26 protein-coding genes and 2 riboswitches are annotated in these 26910 nt (G+C 47.3%); of the genes, 8 read left to right on the plus strand and 18 right to left on the minus strand.

Annotation, left to right across the window (positions count from 1 at the left end):
• Positions 1–446: 446 nt before the first annotated feature.
• The gene (locus tag NYE37_RS10670; protein ID WP_340712015.1) at positions 447–638 is read right to left on the minus strand and encodes a helix-turn-helix domain-containing protein; all 192 of its coding nucleotides are present in this window, start codon (positions 636–638) and stop codon (positions 447–449) included.
• A 232-nt stretch (positions 639–870) separates the two neighbouring features.
• Entirely contained in the window at positions 871–2067 is a 1197-nt protein-coding gene (locus tag NYE37_RS10675) for a M24 family metallopeptidase (protein ID WP_198241335.1), read from the minus strand.
• A gap of 164 nt (positions 2068–2231) precedes the next feature.
• Here NYE37_RS10675 and NYE37_RS10680 point away from each other — a divergent pair, with 164 nt between their 5' ends.
• The 6 genes from NYE37_RS10680 (at position 2232) to NYE37_RS10705 (ending at position 8220) form a co-directional block, all read left to right on the plus strand.
• A complete protein-coding gene (locus NYE37_RS10680) occupies positions 2232–3812 on the plus strand; it encodes an alkaline phosphatase family protein (RefSeq protein ID WP_340712016.1) in 1581 nt (526 codons plus the stop codon).
• A gap of 72 nt (positions 3813–3884) precedes the next feature.
• Positions 3885–4595, plus strand: coding sequence for a hypothetical protein (locus NYE37_RS10685; protein WP_037993323.1), 711 nt, complete (start codon positions 3885–3887; stop codon positions 4593–4595).
• Positions 4596–4680: 85 nt separating this feature from the next.
• Positions 4681–4998, plus strand: a complete 318-nt coding sequence (locus tag NYE37_RS10690) for a winged helix-turn-helix transcriptional regulator (RefSeq protein ID WP_037993325.1) — start codon at positions 4681–4683, stop codon at positions 4996–4998.
• Between the two features lie 46 nt (positions 4999–5044).
• Positions 5045–5296 (plus strand): hypothetical protein, encoded by a 252-nt coding sequence (locus NYE37_RS10695; RefSeq protein WP_037993328.1) that lies wholly within the window; start codon positions 5045–5047, stop codon positions 5294–5296.
• 218 nt (positions 5297–5514) lie between these two features.
• A complete protein-coding gene (locus NYE37_RS10700) occupies positions 5515–7047 on the plus strand; it encodes a fumarate hydratase (protein ID WP_037993457.1) in 1533 nt (510 codons plus the stop codon).
• Positions 7048–7308: 261 nt separating this feature from the next.
• Positions 7309–8220, plus strand: coding sequence for a DUF1002 domain-containing protein (locus NYE37_RS10705; RefSeq protein ID WP_037993329.1), 912 nt, complete (start codon positions 7309–7311; stop codon positions 8218–8220).
• Between the two features lie 47 nt (positions 8221–8267).
• Here NYE37_RS10705 and sdhB read toward each other — a convergent pair whose 3' ends face one another.
• From sdhB to NYE37_RS10745, 8 genes are all read right to left on the minus strand, one after another.
• Entirely contained in the window at positions 8268–9020 is a 753-nt protein-coding gene (gene sdhB / locus NYE37_RS10710; RefSeq protein WP_037993331.1) for a succinate dehydrogenase iron-sulfur subunit, read from the minus strand.
• On the minus strand, positions 9017–10777 hold the full coding sequence (gene sdhA / locus NYE37_RS10715; RefSeq protein ID WP_340712017.1) for a succinate dehydrogenase flavoprotein subunit: 1761 nt from the start codon (positions 10775–10777) through the stop codon (positions 9017–9019). The genes sdhB and sdhA overlap by 4 nt, the downstream gene beginning before the upstream one ends.
• Before the next feature lie 16 nt (positions 10778–10793).
• Positions 10794–11444 carry a succinate dehydrogenase cytochrome b558 subunit gene (locus NYE37_RS10720; RefSeq protein ID WP_198050990.1) on the minus strand — a complete coding sequence of 217 codons (651 nt, stop codon included), beginning with the start codon at positions 11442–11444 and terminating at the stop codon, positions 10794–10796.
• Positions 11445–11588: 144 nt separating this feature from the next.
• Positions 11589–12653, minus strand: coding sequence for a homoserine O-acetyltransferase MetX (gene metX / locus NYE37_RS10725; protein ID WP_181731940.1), 1065 nt, complete (start codon positions 12651–12653; stop codon positions 11589–11591).
• 93 nt (positions 12654–12746) lie between these two features.
• A riboswitch (SAM riboswitch) is annotated at positions 12747–12854 on the minus strand.
• Positions 12855–12897: 43 nt separating this feature from the next.
• Positions 12898–13911 carry an ABC transporter ATP-binding protein gene (locus tag NYE37_RS10730; protein WP_340712018.1) on the minus strand — a complete coding sequence of 338 codons (1014 nt, stop codon included), beginning with the start codon at positions 13909–13911 and terminating at the stop codon, positions 12898–12900.
• 23 nt (positions 13912–13934) lie between these two features.
• Entirely contained in the window at positions 13935–14858 is a 924-nt protein-coding gene (locus NYE37_RS10735) for an ABC transporter permease (RefSeq protein ID WP_340712019.1), read from the minus strand.
• Between the two features lies 1 nt (position 14859).
• A complete protein-coding gene (locus NYE37_RS10740; RefSeq protein ID WP_165489703.1) occupies positions 14860–15792 on the minus strand; it encodes an ABC transporter permease in 933 nt (310 codons plus the stop codon).
• 228 nt (positions 15793–16020) lie between these two features.
• Positions 16021–17280 carry an aspartate kinase gene (locus NYE37_RS10745; RefSeq protein WP_037993341.1) on the minus strand — a complete coding sequence of 420 codons (1260 nt, stop codon included), beginning with the start codon at positions 17278–17280 and terminating at the stop codon, positions 16021–16023.
• Positions 17281–17392: 112 nt separating this feature from the next.
• Positions 17393–17577: riboswitch (Lysine riboswitch) on the minus strand.
• Between the two features lie 195 nt (positions 17578–17772).
• On the opposite strand from NYE37_RS10745, the gene NYE37_RS10750 reads away from it, so the two are divergent.
• Positions 17773–17946, plus strand: coding sequence for a twin-arginine translocase TatA/TatE family subunit (locus NYE37_RS10750; RefSeq protein WP_062842883.1), 174 nt, complete (start codon positions 17773–17775; stop codon positions 17944–17946).
• Here NYE37_RS10750 and NYE37_RS10755 read toward each other — a convergent pair.
• From NYE37_RS10755 to uvrC, 4 genes are all read right to left on the minus strand, one after another.
• The gene (locus NYE37_RS10755) at positions 17943–19508 is read right to left on the minus strand and encodes a phytoene desaturase family protein (protein ID WP_049719808.1); all 1566 of its coding nucleotides are present in this window, start codon (positions 19506–19508) and stop codon (positions 17943–17945) included. The genes NYE37_RS10750 and NYE37_RS10755 overlap by 4 nt on opposite strands.
• A gap of 8 nt (positions 19509–19516) precedes the next feature.
• Positions 19517–20278, minus strand: a complete 762-nt coding sequence (locus NYE37_RS10760) for a lysophospholipid acyltransferase family protein (RefSeq protein WP_049719807.1) — start codon at positions 20276–20278, stop codon at positions 19517–19519.
• Positions 20279–20482: 204 nt separating this feature from the next.
• The gene (locus NYE37_RS10765) at positions 20483–20980 is read right to left on the minus strand and encodes a DnaD domain protein (RefSeq protein WP_037993345.1); all 498 of its coding nucleotides are present in this window, start codon (positions 20978–20980) and stop codon (positions 20483–20485) included.
• Between the two features lie 72 nt (positions 20981–21052).
• Positions 21053–22819: an excinuclease ABC subunit UvrC gene (gene uvrC / locus NYE37_RS10770; protein ID WP_255359646.1), complete on the minus strand. Its 1767-nt coding sequence runs from the start codon at positions 22817–22819 to the stop codon at positions 21053–21055.
• Between the two features lie 237 nt (positions 22820–23056).
• Here uvrC and NYE37_RS10775 point away from each other — a divergent pair, with 237 nt between their 5' ends.
• The gene (locus NYE37_RS10775) at positions 23057–23824 is read left to right on the plus strand and encodes a hypothetical protein (RefSeq protein WP_049719805.1); all 768 of its coding nucleotides are present in this window, start codon (positions 23057–23059) and stop codon (positions 23822–23824) included.
• A gap of 63 nt (positions 23825–23887) precedes the next feature.
• Here NYE37_RS10775 and trxA read toward each other — a convergent pair whose 3' ends face one another.
• The 4 genes from trxA to NYE37_RS10795 all read right to left on the minus strand — a co-directional run bounded on the left by trxA (position 23888) and on the right by NYE37_RS10795 (position 26782).
• Positions 23888–24211, minus strand: coding sequence for a thioredoxin (gene trxA, locus NYE37_RS10780; protein WP_049719804.1), 324 nt, complete (start codon positions 24209–24211; stop codon positions 23888–23890).
• A gap of 170 nt (positions 24212–24381) precedes the next feature.
• Positions 24382–25368 carry an electron transfer flavoprotein subunit alpha/FixB family protein gene (locus NYE37_RS10785; protein ID WP_037993353.1) on the minus strand — a complete coding sequence of 329 codons (987 nt, stop codon included), beginning with the start codon at positions 25366–25368 and terminating at the stop codon, positions 24382–24384.
• A gap of 19 nt (positions 25369–25387) precedes the next feature.
• Positions 25388–26167, minus strand: coding sequence for an electron transfer flavoprotein subunit beta/FixA family protein (locus tag NYE37_RS10790; RefSeq protein WP_037993355.1), 780 nt, complete (start codon positions 26165–26167; stop codon positions 25388–25390).
• Positions 26168–26197: 30 nt separating this feature from the next.
• On the minus strand, positions 26198–26782 hold the full coding sequence (locus NYE37_RS10795) for a TetR/AcrR family transcriptional regulator (RefSeq protein ID WP_037993357.1): 585 nt from the start codon (positions 26780–26782) through the stop codon (positions 26198–26200).
• Positions 26783–26910 lie beyond the last annotated feature (128 nt).

The following is a 26910-nucleotide window of genomic DNA, read 5'->3' on the forward strand; positions in this document are numbered from 1 at the left end:
TAGCACATTCTTATAACTCATTCATCAATAAATTAAAAACCTTGAAAAATAAAAGAAAAAAGTCGTCGATCTCCGGAGTTTTTTGCATCACTCCCGATCGACGACAGTAATTTGTTTCGATATATACTGTCAATTACAAAAATAAGTAGTTTCGAAACCTTTTAGGTAAACACCTATAAAATTATCGGTACACAAATGCAACCGACCAAATTTCAATACCTTATAGATACTACATAAATGTTGCAGAAGTCTTCGGCTTAGTGACCGAAAAAGAAATTTCAATACCTTATAGATACTACATAAATCCCCAAAAATCCGCTTAGAATCTTTCATTATTTTAGCACATTCTTGTTACTCATTCATCAATAAACAAAGAAAAGTGTCGTCAATCCCTAGGTTTTTTGACTACTCCCGATCGACGATAAATTTATCGTTTAAAATTCGCGCTAATCATTTCCGTCTAACCCGTCCCCCTTTCCGCAAATGGTCCGCAGCACATTGCTGATATGGTTACGAACGGTTTTTTCGCTGATAAACAGTTGTTGGGCGATTTCTTTGGTTGTCTTGTCTTGCACCAAAAGCTCAAACACTTCCCTCTCCCGGTTGGTCAACAAGGAGTTGCCTCTTCGGTTACTCAAATGATGCCACCCTTCCTTGCTCGAGCACTTGATTTACAAGGGTCAGGGACCAGTCAAGTTATATTATGTCGGGGCTCCGCTAATGGTGAGTTTTTATCCGCTATTTAGGCGCATATCCTGTTATTTTCGAATCGCTGCGTCACTTTTCTCCATCATCATATTCAACATCCACTGTAACGGTTCCGGAAACTTCGGAAGGAAGGGTGAAAAACGGGATAGAAAAGAAAAAATTTTATTCCGGGATTCGGATGATGTCTTCCGGAGCGGTGGTCAACGATTCCAGTCCGTTTTTAGTCACCAAGTATGTGTTTTCAATGCCGACGACCCCGCGTCCCGGGAAGGTAAACTTCGGTTCAATGGCGATCACCATTCCTTCTTGCAGCGGCTGGTCAAATCCCCTTGCCAAAACGGGAAGCTCGTCCATCTCCAAACCGACGCCATGCCCCAGGAACTTGGCCTGATCGGGCCCGAATCCCATGAAATGCTCCGCCAAACCGGCTTCCTTTGCCATTTCCAGCGAACGGAGATACAATGACTTCCAGGAAACGCCGGGTTTTCCCATCTCTTCGGCTTCTCTGATGATGGAAACGGCCACCTTATAAGCCTGCTTTAAATCATCATCCAAATCCCCGATCACTGCCAGCCGTGTTTGGTCAATCAGATAACCTTCCACTGTCGTGGCAATGTCCACCAGAATCGGTTCATTGGCTTTAATCGGTTTGGCACTCGCCCCTTGCGGACTGGCCAGTTGCGCACCCAATCCGCCGGCAGGTCCGTCAAAATAAGTGGGCGTGGCCGCAGCGGAACCGGAAGCCACCATTCCCAGGCAAAGTTCCTGGTTGTATCCCCGCATCCGGAACAATCCGATGCTTCCTTTTAACCGCAAGGTGTATTCAATTTCTGCCGACAGTTCCAATTCGGTTTTGCCTTCCCGGATCAAACGGGGAAGGGATTCCACGATTTCTTTGACATGGGAGGCCGCCTGGCGCATTTGCCGGAGTTCATATTCGGACTTGACCGCTCTTTGGAGCCTTAAATCAAAGGAGATGTCCACCGGTTCGGCCCCGGGAAACAAACCGATATATCTTTGGGCGAGGCCGTAAGGAAGTACATCCCATTCCAGCCCCAACCGTTTGACCGGCCCGAAGGCCGATTCGATTTTCCCGCCCAACTCGCGTAATCTTCCCAAAGGTTGCACAGGAAGAACCGTCTCAAATTCGGCTCGGGTTACACTTTTTTTTACATAAAAACAGGGTTCTCCTTTTTGTGGCACATACAAGACCCCGTTTTGCATCGTCCCGGTCAAGTAATAAAGATCGATGTTCTGGGTGATCAAAGCACCGTCTGTTTCCTTCTCTTGAAGCATGGATTGAAAACGGGCAATCCGTTCCCTGATTTCCGTTTCCGGCACTTTTGAAAGCGTATGCATTTTTGCGCGATCCCCTTTCTGACTTACGCCTGAAATGTTAAAATCCTCACTCTTTTAAGGTACAATGTTTTTTTCCCCACCGTCAAACCCGGGCATAATTGCCCCGAGTCCGAGCCAAACTACTTGCAAACAACCAAGAGAAAGGAAACCACGGAATGATCCTCATGGGAATAATCCTCATTGCACTTTTCATTGTCATCCTGGCTGTCGGATCGGGGCTTTCCGGTTCCAAAGAGCGTCGTAAGCAACAGCAGGAAATGCAATCCTTGAAATATTCCCCGGCGCAAAAGCCGGTGGTTTTGATCATCATTGATTCTTTGATGCACATTCCATTGAAAGAAGTGCTGGATTTTGGCAAAGCACCGGCAATGAAATATTTGGTGGAAAACGGGCAATATCATCCCAAGGTGGTGACCAGCTTTCCAACCATGTCCGTGAGCATCGACACAACCTTGCTCACGGGAGCAACCCCCAATGAACATCATATTTACGGCCTGGTTTATTTTCACAAAAAAGAAAACCGCATCGTCAACTTTGGCACGGGTTTCAAAGAAACGTTTATTTTCGGCTTGAAAACCGTGTTGCAAGACAGCCTCTTGAATCTGAACCAAAAATACATCAGCCAAAAGGTGAAAACCATTCATGAAGAAACGGACTTGCCCACCGCATCCATCAACGGATTGATTTACCGGGGTAATTATCAAAGAACGTTGTTTCCTCCTTTGTTGGCGCGATGGACCGCCCTTTTGCCCAAGCGCATTCAGACCAAAGCCCCGTTTCTTTTTTCATTTGGTGCCATGTCCAAAATCTCAAGGTCTGGTAAATATGATTCGCTTTGGAGACGTTTCGGGTTTAATGACTCCTTTTCGCGAAAGGAACTGGCTTCGCTGATTAAAAAAGGCCATTTGCCGGCGTTTACCATTGCCTATTTCCCCACCAATGACGATGCGGTTCATCGGGAAGGCCCGTCGCAAATCAAGGGGATTGAAAAAGCGGACAAAGAACTGCAAAAGGTTTTGGATGCCTTCGGTTCCTGGGAAGAAGCCATCCGGCAAGTCACTTGGATTGTCATGGGCGACAGCGGACAAACCCCGATTCTTCCCAATCATCAAGCCGCTTACATCGATTTGCGAAAACTTCTCAGTGACTACAAAATCATGCCCATCCGGCAAAAAACGCCGCGAAAAGAAGACCAACTGGTGTTATGCGTCAATGAACGGATGGCTTACATTTATTTAACAGACCCTGATCTTAAGATGAACGAAGTGGTTCAGGCATTGAAAAAGGAACCCAAACTGGACCTGATTGCCTGGCAAGAAAAAGATTGGATTCACGTCATCAGCGGTAATGTCCCGGAAGCCCGTTGCCGGTTTCAAAAAGAAGGCCCGTATGCGGACGAATACGGCCAAACCTGGAAGCTGGAGGGAGACCTGTCCGTCCTGGACCTGAAACCGGATGAATCAAACCGGATCCGCTACGGCATTTTTCCTGATGTGTTATTCCGTTTATCCGGTGTCATGAATACTTGGGACCGGGTGATCATAGTCACTGCTTCGCCGGGATATGAGTTGACGGGGGAAGGCTCTCCGACACATAAAGGCGGATCTCACGGTTCCCTGCATTATCTGGATTCGGAAGTGCCGATGATTATTTGCGGCACAAACTCCAAGCCCGAAACGCTGCGCTTGATCGACATCAAAGACTGGATTCTTCAATTAATCTCTTCAGACGAAACAAATCTCTGACAGGTTGGAATGAGTCAAGCCCGGTATCGCATAAAAGTAACTGTAAAATAAAAATATCGGGGAGAAACCAATATGAGCCGCGTAGCGAATCCGGACAAAACCTTGATGAATTTGGATGAGCGGTGTCCGACACTGCCTCCGAAATGTTTATTTGTTTTGGAACTGGAGCAAGATGAGTATTTTCCCCATCTGTCTCCATCCGAAGTTCCTTTGTTGATTGACCAGGCCATTCAAAAAGGAATCCTTGCATCCGGCAAATGGGCGGAACAAAAACAATCGCTCAAGGATATGATCAATCTGCTCATAAGACAAGGAATCACCGTGCGCTTTTTGGACCGGCATCCGGAAAAACCCGCCATTCGCGCCGAATATAACAAGAAAACCAAAACCATCCGCATTTACCGCAAATCCATGCATCAAATCCAGCGGTTCTTCGAAGAACTCAACATCCCGGTAACGGAAGAAGATCTTTTCTTGCTGCATTTATACCATGAATGGTTTCATCACTTGGAAGAAACCAAAATCGGGCGGACCGATGATGAATTGCCCCGTGTTACCATCAAGCAGAAAGGCCCTTTCGCCATTCGCAAACGATTGAGCCGGTTGCGGGAAATCGCCGCCCATGCGTTTGTCCAACAAGTGTTTGACCTCAACTGGTCCCCTCTGTTACTGGATTATTTGCTTTATTTCAAAGAAAAAGGATGGAGCTTTGGGCAAATCCGCGAATCTTTCCAAAAAGAAAAAGAAAGAATTCAATCGGTTTATCATTTGGGCGGCACATAGATTGGTCGACAAGACCAATCTATTTTCTTGAGAAAGGTGCCAACATCCGGATCATTTGCTAAGATAATAAGAGAGGTGAAAAGCTATGGACCGCTGTATTTGTCCGAAATTTGAAATGGCTGTTGAAATTATTTCCAAAAAATGGACAGGCCTTATCATTCGTGTTTTGATTGAAAAAACAAGCCGCTTTCGGGATATTCGCGAGCAAATTCCTTTGATGAGCGAGCGGATGCTTGCCGAACGATTGAAAGAACTTGAGGCCAAAGGATTGGTGGAACGGAGAGTTTATGCGGAAACGCCGGTGCGGATCGAGTATGCTTTGACCGAGAAAGGAAAAGCACTCACCCCTGTCATTGACGCCATTCAAAAATGGGCGGACGAATGGATCGACTGTGACGAATAATTTTTAAAAAAGCAGGGGACATTAATGGCACCGGAGGTGTCCAACGATGTCATTTCCATATCGATGTCCGGCTTGCGGCACAAACCGGAGTCGTTTTAATATCATTGAACAAGTGGTGCATTCCGTCAAAAAGGATCGGCTGACCGGTGAAATCATTGAGACCGTGCCAGAAGACGATCCTTTTCAAATTCGGTACCGCGGCGAAAAATACCGTGTCCAATGCGGTGTCTGCGGAATGATTGACAAAGAAGAACGGTTTGTCAAATCAGCGCAAAACGCATTGGATCCGGCAAACTGAATTTTCTGTTTACGAATGCCGAAGGGACTTCCCCTCGGCTTTATTTATGGAGAAAAACCCTCTCTTTTTATCATGCTGAGAAATGTTTTAAATATCGTTATAATAGATATTGAATAGAAGATTCTGTTCTTATGCCTTATGATTCTGCGCTTTGTTCTCACAGCGCTTTCATCATTCAGATCATGCGTTACCAATTCATAAAAGAAGAAGGGGTTTACATGCAAGCGTTCAAAGAGTCCATATTACAACTGATCACCGAAACATCCACCAATCTTCCGGCAGATGTGCGCAAAGCCATTAAAAAATCCAGAGAACTGGAAAATGCGGGGACGCGTTCCGCTTTGGCTTTATCCACCATTTGCGACAACATTCAAATGGCTGAAGAAAACGTTTCCCCGATTTGCCAGGACACCGGCATGCCGACTTTTAAAATCAAAGTTCCCGTCGGCGCCAATCAGATTGAAATGAGCAAAGCCATCCGGGTAGCGATTGTCGAAGCCACGCAAAAAGGGATTTTGCGTCCGAACTCCGTGGACTCCCTCACCGGGGAAAACAGCGGAAACAACCTGGGAGAAGGCGTTCCGGTCATTCACTATGAACAATGGGAAAAAGACGAAGTGGAAGTACGCCTGATATTAAAAGGCGGCGGCTGCGAAAACAAGAATATTCAATATAGTTTGCCTTGTGAATTGGAAGGCTTGGGACGGGCCGGACGCGATTTGGACGGAATCCGCAAGTGTATTTTGCATTCGGTTTACCAAGCCCAAGGGCAAGGATGCAGTGCTGGCTTTATCGGCGTCGGGATTGGCGGCGACCGGACCACCGGCTATGAATTGGCCAAAAAACAATTGTTCCGTCATTTGGATGACACCAACCCGAATCCAAAACTGGCTGAATTGGAAGAATATATTCTCGAAAAAGCCAACACGTTGTCCATCGGAACCATGGGCTTCGGCGGAGAGGTGACTTTATTGGGCTGTAAAATCGGCGCCATGCACCGGATTCCTGCCAGCTTTTATGTATCGGTCGCATATAACTGTTGGGCTTTCCGTCGCCAGGGTGTCACCATCGATCCCAAAACCGGAAAAATCACCCGCTGGCTGTACCAATCCGATGAAAAAGTGGATCTCCAAGTGAAAGAAGAAAACCATGCCGTTTCTTCTGAAAACACACGCACCGTGGAACTTCACACCCCGATCACCGAAGAACAAGTCCGTCAGCTGAAAGTGGGGGACATCGTCATCATCAACGGTCCGATCTACACCGGCCGTGACGCCATCCACAAACACTTGATGGATCACGACGCTCCGGTCGATTTAAACGGCAGCGTCATTTACCACTGCGGTCCGGTCATGCTCAAAGATCAGGACGGCAACTGGCATGTCAAAGCCGCCGGTCCCACCACCAGCATCCGCGAAGAACCGTATCAAGGGGATATCATCAAGAAATTCGGCATTCGCGCCATCATCGGAAAAGGCGGCATGGGCAAGAAAACCTTGCAAGCCTTAAAAGAACACGGGGCGGTTTACCTCAACGCCATCGGCGGAGCGGCCCAATATTATGCCGACTGCATCACCAGCGTGGACGGCGTCGACTTTATGGAATTTGGCGTTCCGGAAGCAATGTGGCATCTCCAGGTGAAAGGCTTTGCCGCCATCGTCACCATGGATGCCCATGGCAACAGTTTGCATGAAGACGTGGATAAAACTTCTCTGGAAAAACTGGCTGAACTGAAAGATCCGGTCTTTTAACCGGATGTATGACACAGGAAGCGTTTGCCGTTTGAAAATATGTCCGTCCTGCCGGCAAACGCTTCTTCCCAATCCTGCATTATTTTTCTGATTTTTCAGCAAAATAAATGATAAATTTTGATTTCCTGCCTGCTTTTTACTGTTCACAGAATCCACGGAACAAGTTAAAATAAGCTTGAGCCACTTTACCTCAATGGAAAATGAAGGAAACATCTGGATTGTCACATGTTTCTTTTCATGAAAAGGGGGATTTCATTACGGATGAAAAATATTAAATTGTGGAGCATCCTTGCCCTTGTGGCAATGACGGCTTTCTCCTTGATTGTACCGCAACCGGCTTCCGCCGATGCCATTAAAGGAGAAACCGTCGTCACCTTGGGGAAAGATTTGACCGGAACCCAACGGGATCAAATTTTGAAAGAAATGGGTGTCAGTGAAAACGCGGATACTGTCACCATCATTGATGTAACCAACGAAGAAGAACATCAATACCTTGGAAAATATTTGGGGGCGGATGTCATCGGACGCCGGGCCATCTCCTCGGCAAAAATTGTACTTACTTCTTCCGGGGAAGGTATCTCGGTGAAAACCAACAAAATCACCACCATTACCCCCAGCATGTATGCCAATGCTGCCATTACAGCCGGAATCAAAGATGCGGACATTTATGTCACCGCTCCGTTTGAAGTTTCCGGCACCGCAGGTTTGACCGGGATTATCAAAGCTTTTGAAGCAGCAACCGGAGAAAAAATTGATGAAAATAAAAAACAAGTGGCTAACGAAGAAATTGTCCGGACGCAAGAGCTCTCCCAAGAGATCGGCGATCCGAACAAAGCTGTTCAATTCATCAACGAAGTGAAAAAGCAAGTCTCTGAAGAAAAACCAAAAACTCCGGAAGAATTCCGGGATATCATTATCAACGTTTCCAATGATTTTGATATCAACTTGAATCAGCAAACCATCAACAATCTGGTTCAATACGCCCAAAACTTCGATAAATTGGGCATCGACTGGGATCAATTGAGCCAGCAATTTGAAAGCTTGCGTGGAGATATCAAAGACATTTTAAACTCGGAAACCACGCAAGGAATCATCGACACCATTTTTGAATGGTTGGGCAATCTCTTTAAAGCAATTGGTGAATTCTTCACCTCTGCCTCTTCACGGCAATAATTTTTAAAAAAAGAACCGCTGGAATCTTTCCAGCGGTTCTTTTTTGTTTAAATGGACAACCACTTTTTAAACAAATATTTTGTCGCATCGCGGTTTGATTTGGCAATCGCTGTTGTCAGCGGGATGCCTTTCGGACAAGCTTGCACGCAGTTTTGCGAGTTTCCGCACTCTTGCAAGCCGCCTTTGTCCAAGAGGGCTTCGAGACGTTCTTCCTTGTTCATGGCCCCTGTCGGATGTGAGTTAAATAATTGCACTTGTCCCACCACAAAGGGTCCCATGAAATCCGATTGGCTGTTAACATTCGGGCAGGCTTCCAGACAAACCCCGCAGGTCATGCATTTTGACAATTCATAACGCCATTGCTGTTCATTTTCGCTCATCCGCGGTCCCGGGCCGAGATCGTGAGTTCCGTCAATCGGAATCCATGCTTTCACCTTTTTCAAGGCATTAAACATCCGGCTGCGGTCCACAATCAAGTCCCGAATCACCGGGAATGTTTTCATCGGTTGAACCCGGATGGGTTGCTCCAATTTGTCAATGAGTGCGGTACAAGCTTGGCGTGGCTTTCCGTTAATTACCATCGAACAAGCTCCGCACACTTCCTCCAGACAGTTGGACTCCCATTGAACCGGAGAAACGGCTTTTCCTTCGCTGTTTACAGGATTTCGTTGGATTTCCATCAATGCGGAAATGATATTCATGTTTTTGCGATAAGGAATTTTAAACTCTTCTTCATAAGGTTTATCATCAGGTCCGTCTTGGCGTGTTATGATGAGGTGCACTGTTTTTTGTTCACTCATTTTTTCGCACCTCCTTTATCCACATCATAACGACGCGGGCGAGGCTTAATCAAAGAAACATCAACCGGTTCATATTCAAACACAGGGCCTTCCGGTGTAAATTTCGCTTTGGTGGTTTTCAACCATTCTTCGTCGTTCCGGTCGGGGAATTCCGGTTTAAAATGGGCACCGCGGCTCTCATTCCGGTTGTAAGCACCCAGCGTGATCACACGGGCCAATTGCAACATGTTCCACAAATGGCGGGTGAACGGTCCGGCCTGGTTGCTCCATTTGCTGGTATCCACCATATTGATGTTTTGATAACGTTCCATCAGCTCCTGGATTTTCTCGTCGGTTTTCTTCAGACGGTCATTGTACCGGACTACCGTGACATTATCCGTCATCCATTCACCCAACTCTTTGTGCAAGAGATAGGCATTTTCATTGCCGCTGTCCATTTTCAGGATGCTTTCATATTTTTCTTCTTCCGCTTTGCGTTGCGATTCGAACTGATCCACGGACATGTCTTCAACGCTGTGATTCAGTCCGCGCACATACTCAATGGCTTTCGGCCCGGCCACCATTCCACCATAGATACTGGAGAGCAAGGAGTTCGCCCCCAGGCGGTTGGCTCCGTGATATTGGTAATCACACTCTCCGGCGGCAAACAGTCCGGGAATATTGGTCATTTGATCAAAATCAACCCACAAGCCTCCCATGGAGTAGTGTACGGCAGGGAAAATTTTCATGGGGACTTTTCTCGGGTCTTCTCCGACGAATTTTTCGTAGATCTCAATGATTCCACCGAGTTTGATATCCAATTCGTGCGGATCTTTGTGAGACAGATCCAGGTAAACCATGTTTTCGCCGTTGATTCCCAATTTCATATCAACACAAACTTTAAAAATGGCGCGTGTTGCGATATCCCTCGGAACCAGGTTTCCGTATGCGGGATACCATTCTTCCAGGAAATACCACGGCTTCCCGTCTTTATAGGTCCAGACGCGTCCGCCTTCACCCCTTGCCGATTCCGACATCAAACGCAACTTGTCATCTCCCGGAATGGCCGTGGGATGAATTTGAATAAATTCACCGTTGGCATAATAAGCCCCTTGTTGATACACCGCACTGGCAGCCGTTCCGGTATTGATCATCGAGTTGGTCGATTTCCCGAAGATGATTCCCGGGCCACCGGTTGCCAGGATCACTGCATCGGCCAAGAAAGTGACAAATTCGCTGCTCCTCAGGTTTTGGGCGACAATCCCCCGGCAACGCCCTTCATCATCTTGAACAATCCGGACAAATTCCCAATGCTCGAATTTGGTGACTTTCCCTTCCACCTCAAACCGGCGGACTTGCTCATCCAGCGCATAAAGCAACTGTTGTCCGGTGGTGGCTCCGGCATATGCCGTCCGGTGATGTTTGGTCCCCCCGAACCGGCGGAAATCGATCAATCCTTCCGGGGTCCGGTTAAACGGGACACCCATGCGATCCATCATATAAATAATTCCCGGGGCTGCTTCACACATTGCTTTTACCGGCGGCTGGTTGGCCAAGAAGTCTCCGCCGTAAACCGTGTCGTCAAAATGTTCCCACGGGGAATCTCCTTCACCCTTGGTATTGACAGCACCGTTGATACCGCCTTGTGCACATACAGAGTGAGAGCGTTTCACAGGAACAAGCGAAAAGAGTTGTACATCGGCACCGGCTTCAGCCGCTTTGATGGTTGCCATCAAACCAGCCAAACCACCGCCCACAACGATTATTTTTTCATTCATTGGCAAGTGCTCCCTTCTAATGCTGTGCCAATTGTTGAATAAATTCAGGTCTGGCAAACGCGAATAGTGCTGAAATTCCCAAATAAGAAACAATCACAAAAACCGCGCTCCACACCCATGTGGAAACAAGCTGGGCACGCGGTCCCACCGTCACACCCCAGCTGACAAGGAATGACCACATTCCATTGCTGAAATGGAAAACGGCACAAAGGACCCCGATGATATACAGAGCGAAAACAACCGGATTTTGCACAGTGTCTGCCATGAGCTGAGCCAATTGTTCCGACGTCAGGTCATACAAAGCAACCTGTACCCTGGTTTCCCACACATGCCAGATGACATAAACCAATGTCACAACACCGGTTACCCGTTGCAAAACGAACATCCAGTTACGGAAAGTACCGAAATTTCCCACGTTGTTTTTCGCCTGGAACGCAATGTACAATCCGTAAATACCGTGATATAAGAGAGGCAGAAAAATAAAGAAAATTTCAAGTACAAGCAAAAACGGTAAACCCCAAAGCCATTCGACTTTTTCCACAAACGCATCTGCCCCTCGTGTGGCGTAGTAGTTGGTGAATAAATGCTCAACTAAAAAAAAGCCCACCGGTATTACGCCCAACAACGAGTGAATCCGACGGTTGAAAAAGCTGCGTTGTGTGCTCATCATTTGCCTCCAATCTAGGACATAATCGCGATCAGTGAATGAATTGAAAAGTCTATCAATAATTTTTAAGAAAATAGAAAAGGGTTTCAACTCGCTATATATTTTACTCCCATATTGTTTCCGCCGTCAAGGAACGGTCAAATTTTATCCTCCGTTTAAAAACCGGTGAATCTGCGGACCGAACCGGTTGAACTCGACAAGGAAAGCATCATGCCCGTAATCAGAAGAAAACTCATGATAAACCGACTTGACCCCTTTTTTCAGACAAATTTGGTGGAAATCGCGCTGTTGCCAGACGGGAAAATAAATGTCTTCCTCAATTCCGATGGTCAAAACTTCGGCATGAATCTTCCTGACCGCTTCTTCCACACCGCCCCGTCCGCGTCCCAAATCATGATGATCCATGGCATCGAGAAACCTGAGATACGTATTGGCATCAAACCGGTTGACCAGCTTGCGGCCTTGATAATGCAAATAACTGTCCACCATTTCCCGCGCATTTTCCGGATTCTGCCGGGAAAAACGTTCTTCAAACAAAAGATCCGTACGGTATGTCACCATTCCGATCATCCGGGCGATGGACAATCCCCGAACCGGGCCTTTTGACGGATAATAATCCCCTCCCTGCCAATCCGGATCACTGACAATCGCTCTGCGCCCGATCGTGTTATAAGCCATGGACATGGCCGACAACGAGGCGGCGGTTGCAATCGGGATGCACTTTTCCATGAAATCCGGGTACATCACGGCAAACTCCAAAGCCAGCATCCCGCCCATCGATCCCCCGATCACTGCTTTCAAGCGGTGGATGCCCAGCTTCAAAAGTGCTTCATATTGCGCCCGCACCATGTCGCGAATGGTCACCTTGGGAAACCGGCTTCCATATGGTTTTCCGGTGCGCGGGTCCGTCGAAGCGGGACCGGTGCTTCCTCCACATCCTCCGAGCACATTCATCGTGATTACGGTGTATTGGCTCAAGTCAATATATTTGCCTGCGCCAATCAGTCCGTCCCACCATCCCGGATCCGACTCATTACCCACTGCATGGGCATCCCCGGTCAATGCATGGCAAACCAAAATCACCTGGTCTGTGCCGACCCGGCCCACTTTCTCATAAGCCAGTGTCACATCCGGCAAAATCTCCCCGCATTCCAATTCAAAAGATCCGATCGAGACCGTATCTTTTATCTCGACCAACTGTAATGTCATTTTTCATTCCCCCAAAAGCTCCTGAATAAAAACAGGAAGCCCTCTCCTTGAGCGAAGAGGGCTTCACGATCCGTCGCACGTTCCGTCAACCTCTTCTCATCTCTCAGGATTCAAATCCTGCAGGAATTGGCACCAACCGCTAATAACTAGCGAGGTTGCCGGGTTTCATCGGGCCAGTCCCTCCACCACTCTGGATAAGAAGCAGTTTCTTATATAATTTTTCTAATCAATTATAAAGATAATTCTATAAATTGTCAACCGATTTGGAAAAATCTGCCGCCGGAGCCTGGGGGTCTTCCAACCAACAGCGCACTTGGTGCGTATGGGTGACCGGAGTGACTTCCGGCATTTCTTCAAAACAGATATTCATCGCATACAGGCAACGATCCGCAAACGGACATCCCTGGGGAGGAAGGAACAAATCCGGAGGGGACCCGGGAACCGGCCGGAGTGCTTGTTCTTTGGACCGGTCTAACCGGGGCATGGATTGAATGAGTCCCCAGGTATACGGATGATGCGGTTGATGGAATATTTCCCGCACAGTTCCGGTCTCCACGATCTGTCCCCCGTACATCACCGCAACCCGGTCCGCCGTTTCCGCAACAATCCCCAAATCATGGGTAATCAACAAAATGGAGGTGCCGGTCTGTTGCTGGATGTTTTTCATCAAATCCAATATTTGCGCCTGAATGGTGACATCCAACGCCGTGGTCGGTTCATCGGCAATCAATATTTCCGGAGAACAGGACAGGGCGATGGCAATCATGACCCGCTGCCGCATCCCGCCGCTGAATTCGTGCGGATATTGCTTCATTCTTCTTTCCGGATGGGAAATCCCCACCCACTCCAAAATTTCCAAGGCTTTCTGACGGGCTTCGTGATAACCGCACTGCTCATGCCAGCGAATGCCTTCCATGATCTGATACCCGATGGTCATGGTCGGATTCAATGAGGTCATCGGATCCTGAAAAATCATCGCAATCCGGGAGCCGCGAATCTGATACCATTCTTCCTCCGGCAAATTCGTCAATTCCTTCGGCCCCAAAAAGATTTTTCCCTGTTTGATCCTTCCGGGAGGAGACGGGATCAGCCGCATGATGGATAAGGCCGTCACGCTTTTTCCGCTTCCGGATTCACCGACGATGGCCAGCGTTTCTTTTTGATTTAACGAAAAACTCACGCCCCTGACGGCCTGCACTTCCCCTCCGGGAATCCGGAAAGATACATGGAGATCCTCGACTTTCAAGATGGTTTCCAACTCAAACCCTCCTTTGTCCTTTGCTACTTCCTCATTTTCGGATCAAGGGCATCACGCAAACCGTCTCCGAAAACATTAAAAGCCAGCATGGTCAAACAAAGAAACACTGCCGGGAACAAAAGGCGCCACCATTCTCCGGACAGAATCGTAATCAGCGAGTCATCAATCATCGTCCCCCAGCTGGCAACGGGAGATTGGACCCCCAAACCGAGGAAACTCAAAAATGCTTCTGAAAAAATGGCAGAAGGAACCGTTAAGGTCAACATGATGATGATGGGGCCGAGCGCATTGGGGATCAGATGCTTAAAAAGCAGTCTCGGCGTGTTGGCCCCCAGGGTTTTGGCGGCAAGCACAAATTCCTGCTCCTTCAACTGTAAAATCTGCCCCCGCACCAGACGCGCCATATTGAGCCAGCCGGTCACCGTCAATGCAATAATGATGGTTGTCACACCCGGCGGCATCACCACCATCAATAAAATCACCGTCAACAGATGGGGCAGTCCCCATAAAACATCCACCACCCGCATCATGATTTCATCCGTGCGTCCCCCGCGATAACCGGCAATTCCTCCGTAAATCACACCGATCACCAAATCAATGAGTGCCGCGGCCAAGCCGATGGTGAGGGAGATTTTTCCTCCTTCACACACCCGCACAAACACATCCCGTCCCAAATCATCGGTTCCAAACCAGTGTTCTTTGGAAGGAGGAAGGTTCCGCCCGTGTTCCAAATTCTGTTGGTGAACATCATAAGGGGAAACGACCGGACCGATGACGGCAATCAGCGCAATCAGCAAGATGGCGGCCAGTCCGGTGATGGCCAGATAATTTTTACGGAGCCGCCCCCATACATCCTGCCAATAAGTTTGGGTGGGACGACGGATTTTTTCGATGGACGCTGGATGGCGCCGGGCAGGTTGAAACCGGGGATTCACTGATGGTTGCATGTCATTTCCCCTCCTTTTTGCCCAGTTGGATACGCGGATCAATCAGTCCGTAGGCCAAATCCACAAGAAAATTGATTCCCACCAGCAAAACGGAATAAAACAACGTAACCCCCATGATCAACGGATAATCGCGATTATGAATGCTTTCCACAAAATATTTGCCGATCCCCGGAATGGAAAAGATATTTTCAATCACAAAACTTCCCGTCAAAATGCCGACCGCAAGAGGACCAATCACGGTCACCACGGGCAAAATGGCATTTCGGATCGTGTGGCGGGAAATCACATAAACGGGTGGCAATCCCTTGGCCCGGGCCGTGCGTATATAATCTTGCGTCAACACTTCCACCATGCTGGAGCGCATCAACCTCGTAATGGTGGCAAGCGGCAAAGCCGCCAGTGCCAGTGTCGGCATGATCGTCGAGGCAAACCCTTCCCAGGTGGCCACCGGCAACAGTTCCCACTCCACGGCAAGATACTTTTGCAATAAAGGCCCCAACACAAAACTCGGGATGGAAATGCCGAGCACGGCAAGCACCATGGCCAGATAGTCTGCCGTCCGGTTCTGTTTGAGTGCGGCAACAACCCCCAGCAACAAACCGGCAATGATTGCGCAAACCAATGCCTGGATTCCCAATTGGAAGGATACCGGAAACCCTTCTTGGATCATGTCATTGACCGAACGGGTTTCAAATTTGATGGAAGGGCCCAAGTCCAATTGCAATAATCGCTTCATATAGTTCAAATATTGAACCGGAATGGGGTCATCCAACTGGTAATGGGCGCGCAAATTGGCCAATACCTGCTCCGGCAGTTTCTTTTCATCCGAAAACGGATCTCCGGGAATTGCTTTCATCATAAAAAAGGTAACCGTTGCAATCACCCATAGCGTAATGATCATCTGGATGAAGCGCTGAAGGATGTATTTCAGCAATCCTCTCCCCCCCCCAACCTGCATAAAACTGAAACATTTTCATCTCTTTTTCAATTGCTATTTTTCGGAAAACAAAGTCAATTTCCGGTCACAGCGCAAACCTATCCTCTTCCGCTGTGTTCTTATTTCATGATGAAGAAAAAACTGCATATTAAATATTATTCTATAAAAAACAGAGTAACCCTTTGCACGGGTCATCCGTTCATGAAAAAAGAGAGCCGATCAAGATCAGCTCTCTTTGGCCACTCCCTGCAGAACGGGTTCTTTCCCTTCGGTTTGATCCAACCCGAAAGCCGTATGAAGCCGGCGCACGGCTTTTAATGCCACTTCCCTGTCCACCACACAAGAAATTTTGATTTCAGATGTCGAAACCATTTTCACCCGGATTCCGGCTTCACTCAGCGTGGCAAACATTTTCGCGGCCACCCCCGGCTTCGTCATCATGCCCATCCCCACTGCAGACACCTTGGCAAGACCGGACTCGGAAATCAACTGGGCATAACCCAGGGAATCTTTTGCCGATTCTAATAATTCAATCGTTGCATCCTTTTCAGATTCTTGCACACTGAAAGCCACATCGATCTCCTTATGGTCATGTTCACTTTGCACAATAATATCTACATTGATATTCGCTTCACCGATGAGTCCGAATAATTGCGACAACATATTTTCGCGGTTGGGCAGGCCCAGCACTTTGATTCTTGCTACATCGAGATCATGAGCGATGCCCCGTACGTTTAATTCGTTTTCCACGGTTTTCTCCCCTTTCACCCATGTTCCGGGTTCATCCACAAAGCTGGAACGGACCACCAACCGGACTTGATGATGGAGCGCCGTTTCCACCGAACGCGGATGAAGAACGCCGGCTCCCAAGTGTGCCAGTTCGAGCATTTCTTCATAAGTGATTTCATCCATTTTCCGGGCGGCGGGCACCACGCGCGGGTCAGCTGTAAAGACCCCGGTCACATCCGTGTAAATTTCACAACAATCCGCCCCCAGGGCTGCCGCCAAAACAACCGCCGTTGTATCGGAACCTCCGCGTCCCAAAGTGGTGATCTCATTCTCCGGGGAAATCCCCTGAAATCCTGCAACCACAACGACTTCACCCTGTTTCAGGCATTCAAGCACGGCTTCGGTGCGGACTTTTGTCACCCTTGCTTTTCCATGCGCATGATCGGTTTGGATTCCGGCTTGCCACCCCGTCATGGATCTTGCTTTCAATCCCCGTTCTTTGAGCGCCATCGTCAACAAAGCGATGCTGACTTGTTCTCCAGTGGCCAAGAGCATATCCATCTCTCTCGGTTCCGGATGCGGACTGATCTCATTGGCCAGATGAACCAGCTCATCTGTGGATTTTCCCATCGCTGACACCACGATGACACACTGATGTCCCTGCCTTGCGGTTTCAGCGATCCGGTCTGCCACTTTATGAATCCTGGCGACATCGCCCACCGAAGTACCGCCAAACTTTTGCACAACGATCCCCATGGTTCCTCTCCTCTTTCCTCAGCTGGACTAAACTCGCTCAGAAAAAACAGAAGGCCACAGCAGAGATAGCTTGCTGTCGCCTTGGTTTCCAACGCTCCAGCCCGCATATTCCCTGCGGATTAGCTCTCCACAAAAGCCGTGGCTTCTGTGACAGTGTTGCCCCTGTTCGAGCACAACACCAGCTTGTGTTCAATCGGGATTTCCCACAAGCTTCGGCGGCATTTTCCTTTCCTTGTCCATCCTCGTGTCCCGACACTCCGGACAAGTACTCATAAAAGCCGCGCCTCTAGTCCACATGATCAGCGAGCAATATTTATTCATTGTCCTGATTTTTTACGATCTTACCATAACCGGGTTCCGGATTCAATCCATTCAAACACTTTTTTTCTTTAAATCAAAGAAAAATCTTCACGGGAAACGACTGACAAAAAGCATCACTGGTACAAACCGGATTGAAAGATTATAATAAACAACATAAAGGGGTGAAATTTCATGGCAAACATCGGATTACCCGGACTGATCATTATTCTGGTCGTTGCCTTGTTATTGTTCGGGCCCAAAAAGCTGCCCGAGCTGGGACGGGCCACCGGACAAACATTGAAATCTTTCCGCGATGCCTTAAACGGCAAGGAAAAAGAAGAAGAAAAAAACTCTCAAAAGGATTAATCGTTCATTCCTTTCTGCTGACTGGAAACCGGTGCCTTGTCAGCAGTTTTTATTTTGGAAGCATGACGGGCTTCTTTCTTTAATTGCTTTGCTTTCCGCTTTTCTTCCAATCCCATGAGGTATTCATGATCATCGCGAAGAATCCGTGCCACATGGAGCCCGCTTAAAGCCGAGGCGGAAACACCTCCGTGGCCCGGATAGGTCGTGGATCCCGTGTAATACAGGCATTGCACTTTTTTATCTTTCATGGGCGGACGGATCAAAGACCGGAAACCGTGAAAAGCCCGGCCGTTTAAGGCTCCGCCCTTGGCACCGGTTAATTCCTCCAGCTCAGCCGGCCCCATGATTTGCTCCGTTTCGATGTGATCTTTCAAATCTTTCAATCCCCATACTTTATCCAGCAAAAACAACAATCGTTCCCGGTAGGTTTCCATATTCTCCCGGCTTCCTGAGGGCACCGGCACCATCACCGTGAGATTGCTGGCTCCTTCCGGTGCGCGGTCCGGTTCGGACACACTGGAATTTCCGACATAGATAAGAGGAGACTCCGGCCATCTTTGTTGTTCAAAAATATCGATATACTGCCGGCCGACATCATCCGGATAAAAATAGTTGTGGTGCAACAATTGCGGATAGCTTTGCTTTACCCCGAGCAACCACAAAATCCCGGAACTGCTCATCCGCTCCGGTTTGTCTTCTTTCCTTCCCAGGAAGTATTTTTTCGTTACTTGCACGTCCACATTGCTGATGACAAAATCCGCTTCCCATTTTTCTCCGCCCGCCTTGACCCCTGACGCTTGTCCTTCTTTGACCAGGATCTCTTCCACCTCGCAAGAGGTATGTATCATCACCCCCACCTTTTCGGCCAACCGGACCAACGCTTCCACCAAACGCCGGTTCCCGCCTTCGACATAGCTTAACCCGTGCACCATCTCCAGATAACTTAAGATCGCCAACGCTGCAGGCGCCTGATAAGGAGAAGAACCCACGTACAGTGCATACCGGTTCATCATGGCGATCAGCCGGTGGTCCTTGAAGTAGCGGCGGTGAAAAGCATCCAGCGATTCAAACGGGCGGGCTTTCAAACCACGCCAAATCGCTTTGTTCCGGAAAAAATCGGTCCAACTGCGGTTGGGTTTTCGTATCACATAATCTTCAATCACTTCATACATCTGCTGCACTTCGGACAAATAATCAAAAAAACGGTTTTGCTCTTCCTGGGAAAAAGCTGTCAATTGTTCCATCATATAATCCGGATCGGCCGACAAATCAATGACCGTTTTATTATAAAAAAAATGGCGGCTGTTGACCGGAAGCGGAATAAAACGCAAGTCGGGATCCATTTCCTCTCCTGCTTCCCGGTAAACTTCCCCGATCACTTCCGGCATCATGACCGGCACGAATTCCCCATCAAAAAAGTAAGAATTCAGCTGAAAAGAACGACATCGCCCTCCCAACTCTTTTTGCTTTTCCAGCAAGGTGATTTCATAGCCATATGCCGCCAGCCGGATCGCGGCCACCAGTCCGGCAATCCCGCCTCCAATGACAATTCCCTTTTTCATGGAGTGTGTCACCCTTTCTTTATTTTCTGTATCCATTGTTCAATTTGCTTTTTCCAATCTTCTACCGGCGGCCACGGATGGTCCCCGGCCATGGTTCCTGCCAGTACACACTCAAAATCGCCAAGATTTTCGGAAATCACCTGTTCCTTGACCATATCCAGATGATAGGTGAGTTCCTTGCTGCAGGCGGCAATCCATGCCCGGCGGTTTCCCTGTTCAAAAGTGGAAGGCACAATCGGTGCAGACAATTGGATGCAAGCTTCCGGAGAGGGTCCGGTCATGGAATAATAAAACGCAACCGGCACCACTTGCACATGTTTCACCTTTTCAAGCAATGAGCCCAGTCCCGGCAAAAAACGAAGCGGGCGAAAATCCGGATGTTTCACTTCTCCCTGCCCGAAAACCCAAAGCGAGCCAAATCTTCCATCCAGGATCTCTGCACCGTGTTCCAAAGCTTCTTGAATTTGTTGATAGGAATCCCCGTCAAAAGAGAGCACCTCTTCCTGCCCCAGCCATCCATACGTGTCGGTTTCCTGTTCATTGAGCAAAAAATAAGCATTTTGCCGCAAGTAATTCCGGCTGATCCACATGGCCAGGTAAAGATCCCACCAGCTTGCATGATTGGCCATATATAATGTAGGAATCGAAACGTTGATTTGTTCGCTGCATCGGACATACACACGGGCAAAGTGTTTTTTTAATTTCCTTGTCAAATAAACCTGCCAAACCCAATCGGCCACGAGGTTTTGTTCCCCGGATTTTTCCCTCATACGCATTTCTCCTTTCCCCGATTTTCTTCTGAAACAAACATAAGGATCTGTATCGAAAATGACGCCCTGTATACTTTCTTCGTAAATTCTTGTTCTTTTCGGCCGGGAAGACTTCCTGCCAAGCACCAGACCAATCAAGGATTATAACCGATTCACCCCAAAAAGAAAAAAGACCCCTGCAGGCCTTTTTCATCTTTTTCCTTTTTATTTCATCAGATTAGACAATCGTTTCAGATGTGATTCAATTTGATCCAATTGTTGATCCATGTTCAAAAAGGATTCTTTGATTTCCTTCCGCAACTCATGCAGCTGTCTGGCAAGCAAAGCAATATTGGTCTCCACATATTCCATATTGTATTCCCGGCTTTCCGGGTTGGAGGTGCGCGAAACATCAGGGGATGAAGACGGGTGTTTCCGCTTTTGCAAACTTTTCAAATAATGCAATGCTTCTTTTCCCGTGGAAATGTTTCTCCGGAATAAGTCTTCAGCCAGGTTGAGCACATCGGCACGGATGATCTTATAGTTATTTTCCAACATGCAAAATTCGAGTAAAACGTTGATGACCCCGTTGGAAAAAGAATACCTTTCTTTTAATTCATAAATCAACTGCACCATTTGTTTCGAAACAGCTTGTCCCCTTGAATATTGACGAAGAAAATAAACAGGATCCATGGCTTCAATTTTCTCATGAATGTCACGCACCAAGAAGTCCCCCTTACATCATCAAATGATCGATTGGTAAAAAAGATCCTCACCCTCCCGACGGCGAGGATCTTATTGGTTTAACTCCTTCAGAATGGTCCGGGCCAGCTGATCGCCAATACCCGCCTTCCGAAACTCTTCAATGGAAGCTTTTTTCATGTTTTCAATGGATCCAAAATGTTGATAAAGCAGTTGCTTTCGTTTCGGCCCGACTCCCTGGATTTTATCCAATTCGGATTGGAACATGCTTTTGCCGCGAACCTGCCGGTGAAACGTGATGGCAAAGCGGTGTACTTCTTCCTGAATGCGCTGGATCAGGAAAAAAGTGTCGCTTCCCCGCTCCAGCTTCACTTCCTCCACCGGATCCCCGGCCATCAGTTTGGCTGTTTGGTGTTTGTCATCTTTCACCATGCCGCCGACCGGGATAAACAATCCCAATTCGTTTTCCAACACATCCACGGCCGCATGGATTTGCGCTTTTCCGCCGTCCACCAAGACCAAATCCGGCAACGGACGGTTTTCTTTCAAAACGCGCGTATAACGGCGCCGGATCACTTCCCGCATGGTTTCCACGTCATTGGGGCCGGAAACGGTCCGGATCCGGTATTTGCGGTATTCTTTTTTGGCCGGTTTTCCATCGATAAAACATACCATCGCCGACACCGGATCGGTCCCTTGGATATTGGAGTTGTCAAATGCTTCAATCCGGCGGGGCAACCCGATGCCAAGCGCCCGGCTCAAACCTTCCAACGCATTCCACGTTTTTTGCTCGTCCCGCTCCAACAATTGGAAACGTTCTTTCAAGGCAATCTCCGCATTTTCGGTGGCCATGTTCACCAGATTCTTTTTGTTGCCGCGCCGGGGAACATGAATGTGAACTTCCGGAAGCATTTTTGTGAGAATATCCGGATCCACTCCTCGGGGTAAATGAATTTCTTTCGGGAGTGTAGGCATTTCGTGATAAAACTGGGCGACAAAAGAAACAAAATCTTCTTCTGCCTCGTGGTAGTGCGGAAACACCGATACTTCCCGTTCAATCAATTTTCCCTGGCGCACAAAAAACACCTGGACACACATCCAGCCCTTTTCCGCCGCATAGCCGAAGATGTCCAAATTCTGTTGAGCGGGAAGGACAATGTTTTGTTTTTCAATGGTTGAGTCAATATCCAAGAGCAGGTCCCGGTACTCTTTGGCTTGTTCGAACTCCAAGTTTTCCGCTGCTTCTTCCATTTTTCTTTGCAATTCTTTTTTCAGTTCCGTAACTCCCCCGTTTAAAAAGCGGACGATTTCCTTCGTTATTTTCTCGTAATCGTCCGGATCCACATCCATTTCACAAGGAGCCAGACATTGTCCCATATGGTAATACAGGCATACCCGTTTGGGGATTGTTTTGCACTTGCGCAGCGGAAACAAGCGGTCCAATAACTTTTTGGTGTGTTGAGCCGCTCCGGCATGGGGATAAGGTCCGAAGTATTTGGAACCATCCTTTTTTAAGTTCCGGGTCACTTCCAGGCGGGGATGTTTTTCTTTGGTCAGCCGGATGTAAGGGTACGATTTGTCATCTTTTAACATCACGTTATATTTCGGGCGGTGTTTTTTGATCAAATTCAACTCCAGAATCAAAGCCTCCACGTGATTGGACGTGACAATGTACTCAAAATCGGCGATATCCATCACCAAGCGTTGGGTTTTTCCGTCATGGCTCCCCGTAAAATAAGAACGAACCCGGTTTCGCAAATTTTTCGCCTTGCCGACGTAAATCACTTCCTGGTCTTGATTTAACATCAAGTAACAACCGGGTTTTTCCGGCAACAGAGACAGTTTGTCTTTTATCTCCAAACAAGTCCCCCCTCCTGGATTTAATTTCATTTATATCCATAAACATTTTTCTGTTTGCCAAGTTAACTATTTATAGTTTAGCATATTACCATTCGCTCCTCACGAAAAAAGATTGCGCATCTTCCGCACAGATCATTCATAAAATTCGAAATAAAACTTGAAAAAATACACAACATATTTTAGTATAAAGATCTGTACTGTCTCAATAAATACATAAATTTATGTAGGTGATTTGATATGTTTTTAAAAGACCAAGTCCAAAAAAACCTTTATCTGTCTTATCTGATTGTCTCCTTGCTCTTAGCGGTCTTTACATTTTTTATCAATGTGAATATCGATCCGGTAACCAAAGAACCAACAGCCTGGGCCTTTGTATTTATCATCATTTTAATCATATTAACTCCTGCCCTTAGCGGGGGAATTATGTCGGTGACCATTTCCGCTCACTATAAAAGTGAAGCTTCCGTCCAAGTTTTGCTTCAGGAAATGTTGCCGAATTACTGGAAAATTTTAAGACTCGGTTTATGTATTTATTTATTGTCCATTCCGGCTGTGCTGGTTACTTTTTTAGCGGTTTTTCTCTTTTTATTTTTTCCTCCGTTGGCAGTTTTGGCAGCCATATTGCTTTCAATTGGCTTGATTGCTTTGTTGTCTTATTTGTCTGTTCAATCTTCGGTTCTGGTTTTAAAAGACGGAATAAAGAGCTGGCAATCGATTAAACATGCCTTTGTTATGCTGAAAAAAGCTTTCACAAAAATTTTTCTTTCTCTTCTGACTGCATTTGGGTCCTACCTTGCTCTTTCAATTATTTTCTGGTTGGCGGGATCTTTGCTCATCATCGCCATTTACATGGTGTTTGGATTTTCGGACTCACATCCTGTTATCTTATGGATTGCAAGTTTGGTAGCACAACTTACAATCACCTTCCCGTCACTGTTTGCTTTATCCGTTTATGTCAAAAGATACAAAGACAAAATTGAACCGGAATTCAATCCGGCTGATTGAGAGGCCGTTTAAGATCATAAAAACAAAAGGCGATGCCAACCGGCATCGCCTGATGAACATCCATCAAACATATTCTTTCAACCAGGCTACCAATTGTTCTTTCGGTTGAGCCCCGACCATTTTGGAAACCATTTCCCCGTCTTTGAACACCATCAAAGTCGGCACACTCATGACTCCAAACTTCCCGGCCGTTTCAGGGCTGTTGTCCACATTCACTTTGGCAATTTTCAATTGGTCGCCCATTTCTTCATCCACTTTTTCCAATTCGGGTGCCAACATGCGGCACGGACCGCACCACGGAGCCCAAAAGTCAACCAAAACGGTCCCGGCTTCTTTGCTTTGTACTTCTTTATCAAAATTTTCATCGGTAATTTCCACGATTGCCATAAGTTACTGCCTCCTTATTTTGCTTGCGCATCATGATCCAAACCAAAAATATCTTTGGCTTTCACAGTGTAGTATACCACTTTAGAAAAAAAAGTACCAAGTCATTTTGTAAGTAAACCAAAAAAGAAGAGCACCACCCGTGTGCTCTTCTTTTTAAAACCAATCTTTTCTTATTGTTGTTCACCCAACAACTTTTTAAACTCTTCCGTCAGCATCGGAACCACTTCAAACAAGTCGCCGACGATGCCGTAATCCGCCACTTGGAAAATCGGAGCTTCCGGGTCTTTGTTGATTGCAACGATGACTTTGGAGTTGGACATCCCTGCCAGGTGCTGGATCGCTCCTGAAATTCCGCAGGCAATGTACAAATCGGGGGTCACCACTTTACCGGTTTGGCCGATTTGCAACGCATAGTCACAATATCCGGAATCGCAAGCCCCCCGGGAAGCGCCGACGGCTCCTCCCAATACATCCGCCAGCTCGTACAAGGGTTTGAATCCTTCCTCGCTTTTCACCCCGCGACCGCCGGAGACGACCACGCGTGCTTCGGTCAAATCCACGCCATCCGAAGCTTTTTTAACCACATTTTTAACAATGGTCCGCAATAAATCTTTATCCAGATCCACGCTGAGCGCCTCAACATCCGGCGTGCGGCTGGTATCCGGCTCTTCCTGAGGAATATTGTTGGGACGGAATGTTGCAAAGATCACGCCGTCTTTCACCACTTTTTTCACAAACGCTTTCCCAGCGTAGATGGGGCGGGTGAAGACAATGTTTCCATCTTCCACCTCAATATTGGTGCAATCGCTGATCAACCCGTAACCCAAACGGGCCGCAATCCGCGGGCACAAATCTTTTCCCACCGCCGTGTGGCCGGTAAAAATCACATCCGGGTTGACATGCTCAATCACTTTTTTAAAGGCTTGGAAATATGCATCTGTAGTATATTGATCCAATTCGCCGTTTTCCACAACGATCACTTTATCGGCGCCATGATGAGCCAGCGGTTCGGCCAAATCTTTGGCAAAACTTCCGAATACCGTGGCGGTTACCGTCCCGCCTTCTGCCACCTGTTTTGCCGCTGCCAGCGATTCAAATGTCACATTTCTGAGTTTCCCCTCACGCACGTCTGCAAGAACCAATACATGTTTGCTCATGATTCGCTCCTCCTCGCTGTTAAATCACCTTTGCTTCAGAGTGCAACAATTGAACCAATTCTTTTACCTGATCTTCCAACTCGCCTTCCAAAATTTTTCCTGCTTGTTTTTTGGGCGGCAGGAATACTTCCGTCGTTTCGGTTTTGGCCTGAATTTCTTCTTCTTCCAGGTCCAAATCATCCAAATCCAAACGGGAAAGCGGTTTCTTTTTGGCTTTCATGATTCCGGGAAGCGAAGGATAACGAGGATCATTCAATCCTTGCTGTGCCGTCACCAAAATCGGGAGGGTTGATTCGATGTATTCAACATCCCCTTCCACGTCTTTTTCCACTGAAACTTTTTCGCCCTCAATTTCCAATTTGGTAATGGTGGAAATATGGGGAATCCCGAGCAATTCAGCCAGTCTGGGCCCCACTTGGGCAGACCCGTCATCCACAGCCATGTATCCACACAAAATAAGGTCATATTCCAGGTCTTCTTCTTCGATCGTCGCAGCCAGGATTTGAGCAACGGAATGTTCATCCAGTTCTACATCCAGATCTTCGGTATCGACAATGACTCCTTTGTCCGCCCCCATGGCCATGGCGGTGCGAAGTGCTTGTTCAGCCCGTTCCGGACCAATGGTGATGACCGTCACTTCCCCGCCGTGTTCTTCTTTCAGGCGGACGGCTTCTTCCACCGCATATTCATCATAAGGGTTGATCACAAACTCGACGCCATCCTCACTGATCTGACCATTTTCAATCGTGATTTTTTCTTCGGTGTCAAACGTCTGCTTGAGACAAACGAGAATGTTCATCTTCCACTCCCCCTTGTTGTCGGCTGTTTTTTATTTCTTCATCCCATGAATGAATAAACGGTGAATCTCGTTGATCTGGTCCAACAGGCTGTATTTAAAACCATTCATAATCCAAGATGTCACCGTTTCATCCAAGGTTCCAAACACCATTCTGCGGGCAATCCGCACATCCAGATCTTCGTGAAACACACCTGTCTTTTTACCGTTTAAAATGACATTGTCAATGATATCCAAGTACCTTTTTAAAATATTGTTGATTCCTTTTCGCACTTCCGGATTGGACTGCCTCAGTTCGATTTGGGTAACCAGTGCCAATTTGCGGTCTTTTTCCAAGTTTTCGAAATGGAGTTTGATCAAATGGTACAGTTGCTCTTCAGGGGATGTGATTTGGCTCAATTCTTTTTCGGCCTGGCTGATAAAAGAACCCATTTTTTCATCAAACAGTGAAACCAAGACATCATCCTTGTTTTCAAAATAAAGATAGATGGTACCGTCAGCCACCTTGGCTTCACGGGCAATTTTAGATATCTGGGCATTATGATAACCATATTCGGCAATCACTCTTACTGCAGCATCAATGATTGCTTCATATTTTTCCCCGGTTCTTTTTGCCATCTTTCCATATCCTCTCCGGCTTTTATGAATGACTATTCATTCAATTTTTAGTTTAGGATAACCGCTTTCAATTGTCAATTGATTTGAACAGATTTTATTATATCAAATTAATCCTATTATAGAAATTT

Source organism: Thermoactinomyces sp. FSL K6-2592, assembly GCF_038006465.1.
In the GTDB taxonomy this organism is placed as follows: Bacteria; Bacillota; Bacilli; order Thermoactinomycetales; family Thermoactinomycetaceae; genus Thermoactinomyces; species Thermoactinomyces vulgaris.

Bases quoted from the DNA above. Each gene is read 5' to 3' on its own strand.
- NYE37_RS10675 (WP_198241335.1), bottom strand. From the start codon at position 2,067: ATGCATACGCTTTCAAAAGTGCCGGAAACGGAAATCAGGGAACGGATT.
- NYE37_RS10680 (WP_340712016.1), top strand. From the start codon at position 2,232: ATGGGAATAATCCTCATTGCACTTTTCATTGTCATCCTGGCTGTCGGA.
- NYE37_RS10685 (WP_037993323.1), top strand. From the start codon at position 3,885: ATGAGCCGCGTAGCGAATCCGGACAAAACCTTGATGAATTTGGATGAG.
- NYE37_RS10690 (WP_037993325.1), top strand. From the start codon at position 4,681: ATGGACCGCTGTATTTGTCCGAAATTTGAAATGGCTGTTGAAATTATT.
- NYE37_RS10695 (WP_037993328.1), top strand. From the start codon at position 5,045: ATGTCATTTCCATATCGATGTCCGGCTTGCGGCACAAACCGGAGTCGT.
- NYE37_RS10700 (WP_037993457.1), top strand. From the start codon at position 5,515: ATGCAAGCGTTCAAAGAGTCCATATTACAACTGATCACCGAAACATCC.
- NYE37_RS10705 (WP_037993329.1), top strand. From the start codon at position 7,309: ATGAAAAATATTAAATTGTGGAGCATCCTTGCCCTTGTGGCAATGACG.
- sdhB (WP_037993331.1), bottom strand. From the start codon at position 9,020: ATGAGTGAACAAAAAACAGTGCACCTCATCATAACACGCCAAGACGGA.
- sdhA (WP_340712017.1), bottom strand. From the start codon at position 10,777: ATGAATGAAAAAATAATCGTTGTGGGCGGTGGTTTGGCTGGTTTGATG.
- NYE37_RS10720 (WP_198050990.1), bottom strand. From the start codon at position 11,444: ATGAGCACACAACGCAGCTTTTTCAACCGTCGGATTCACTCGTTGTTG.
- metX (WP_181731940.1), bottom strand. From the start codon at position 12,653: ATGACATTACAGTTGGTCGAGATAAAAGATACGGTCTCGATCGGATCT.
- NYE37_RS10735 (WP_340712019.1), bottom strand. From the start codon at position 14,858: ATGCAACCATCAGTGAATCCCCGGTTTCAACCTGCCCGGCGCCATCCA.
- NYE37_RS10745 (WP_037993341.1), bottom strand. From the start codon at position 17,280: ATGGGGATCGTTGTGCAAAAGTTTGGCGGTACTTCGGTGGGCGATGTC.
- NYE37_RS10750 (WP_062842883.1), top strand. From the start codon at position 17,773: ATGGCAAACATCGGATTACCCGGACTGATCATTATTCTGGTCGTTGCC.
- NYE37_RS10755 (WP_049719808.1), bottom strand. From the start codon at position 19,508: ATGAAAAAGGGAATTGTCATTGGAGGCGGGATTGCCGGACTGGTGGCC.
- NYE37_RS10760 (WP_049719807.1), bottom strand. From the start codon at position 20,278: ATGAGGGAAAAATCCGGGGAACAAAACCTCGTGGCCGATTGGGTTTGG.
- NYE37_RS10775 (WP_049719805.1), top strand. From the start codon at position 23,057: ATGTTTTTAAAAGACCAAGTCCAAAAAAACCTTTATCTGTCTTATCTG.
- trxA (WP_049719804.1), bottom strand. From the start codon at position 24,211: ATGGCAATCGTGGAAATTACCGATGAAAATTTTGATAAAGAAGTACAA.
- NYE37_RS10785 (WP_037993353.1), bottom strand. From the start codon at position 25,368: ATGAGCAAACATGTATTGGTTCTTGCAGACGTGCGTGAGGGGAAACTC.
- NYE37_RS10790 (WP_037993355.1), bottom strand. From the start codon at position 26,167: ATGAACATTCTCGTTTGTCTCAAGCAGACGTTTGACACCGAAGAAAAA.
- NYE37_RS10795 (WP_037993357.1), bottom strand. From the start codon at position 26,782: ATGGCAAAAAGAACCGGGGAAAAATATGAAGCAATCATTGATGCTGCA.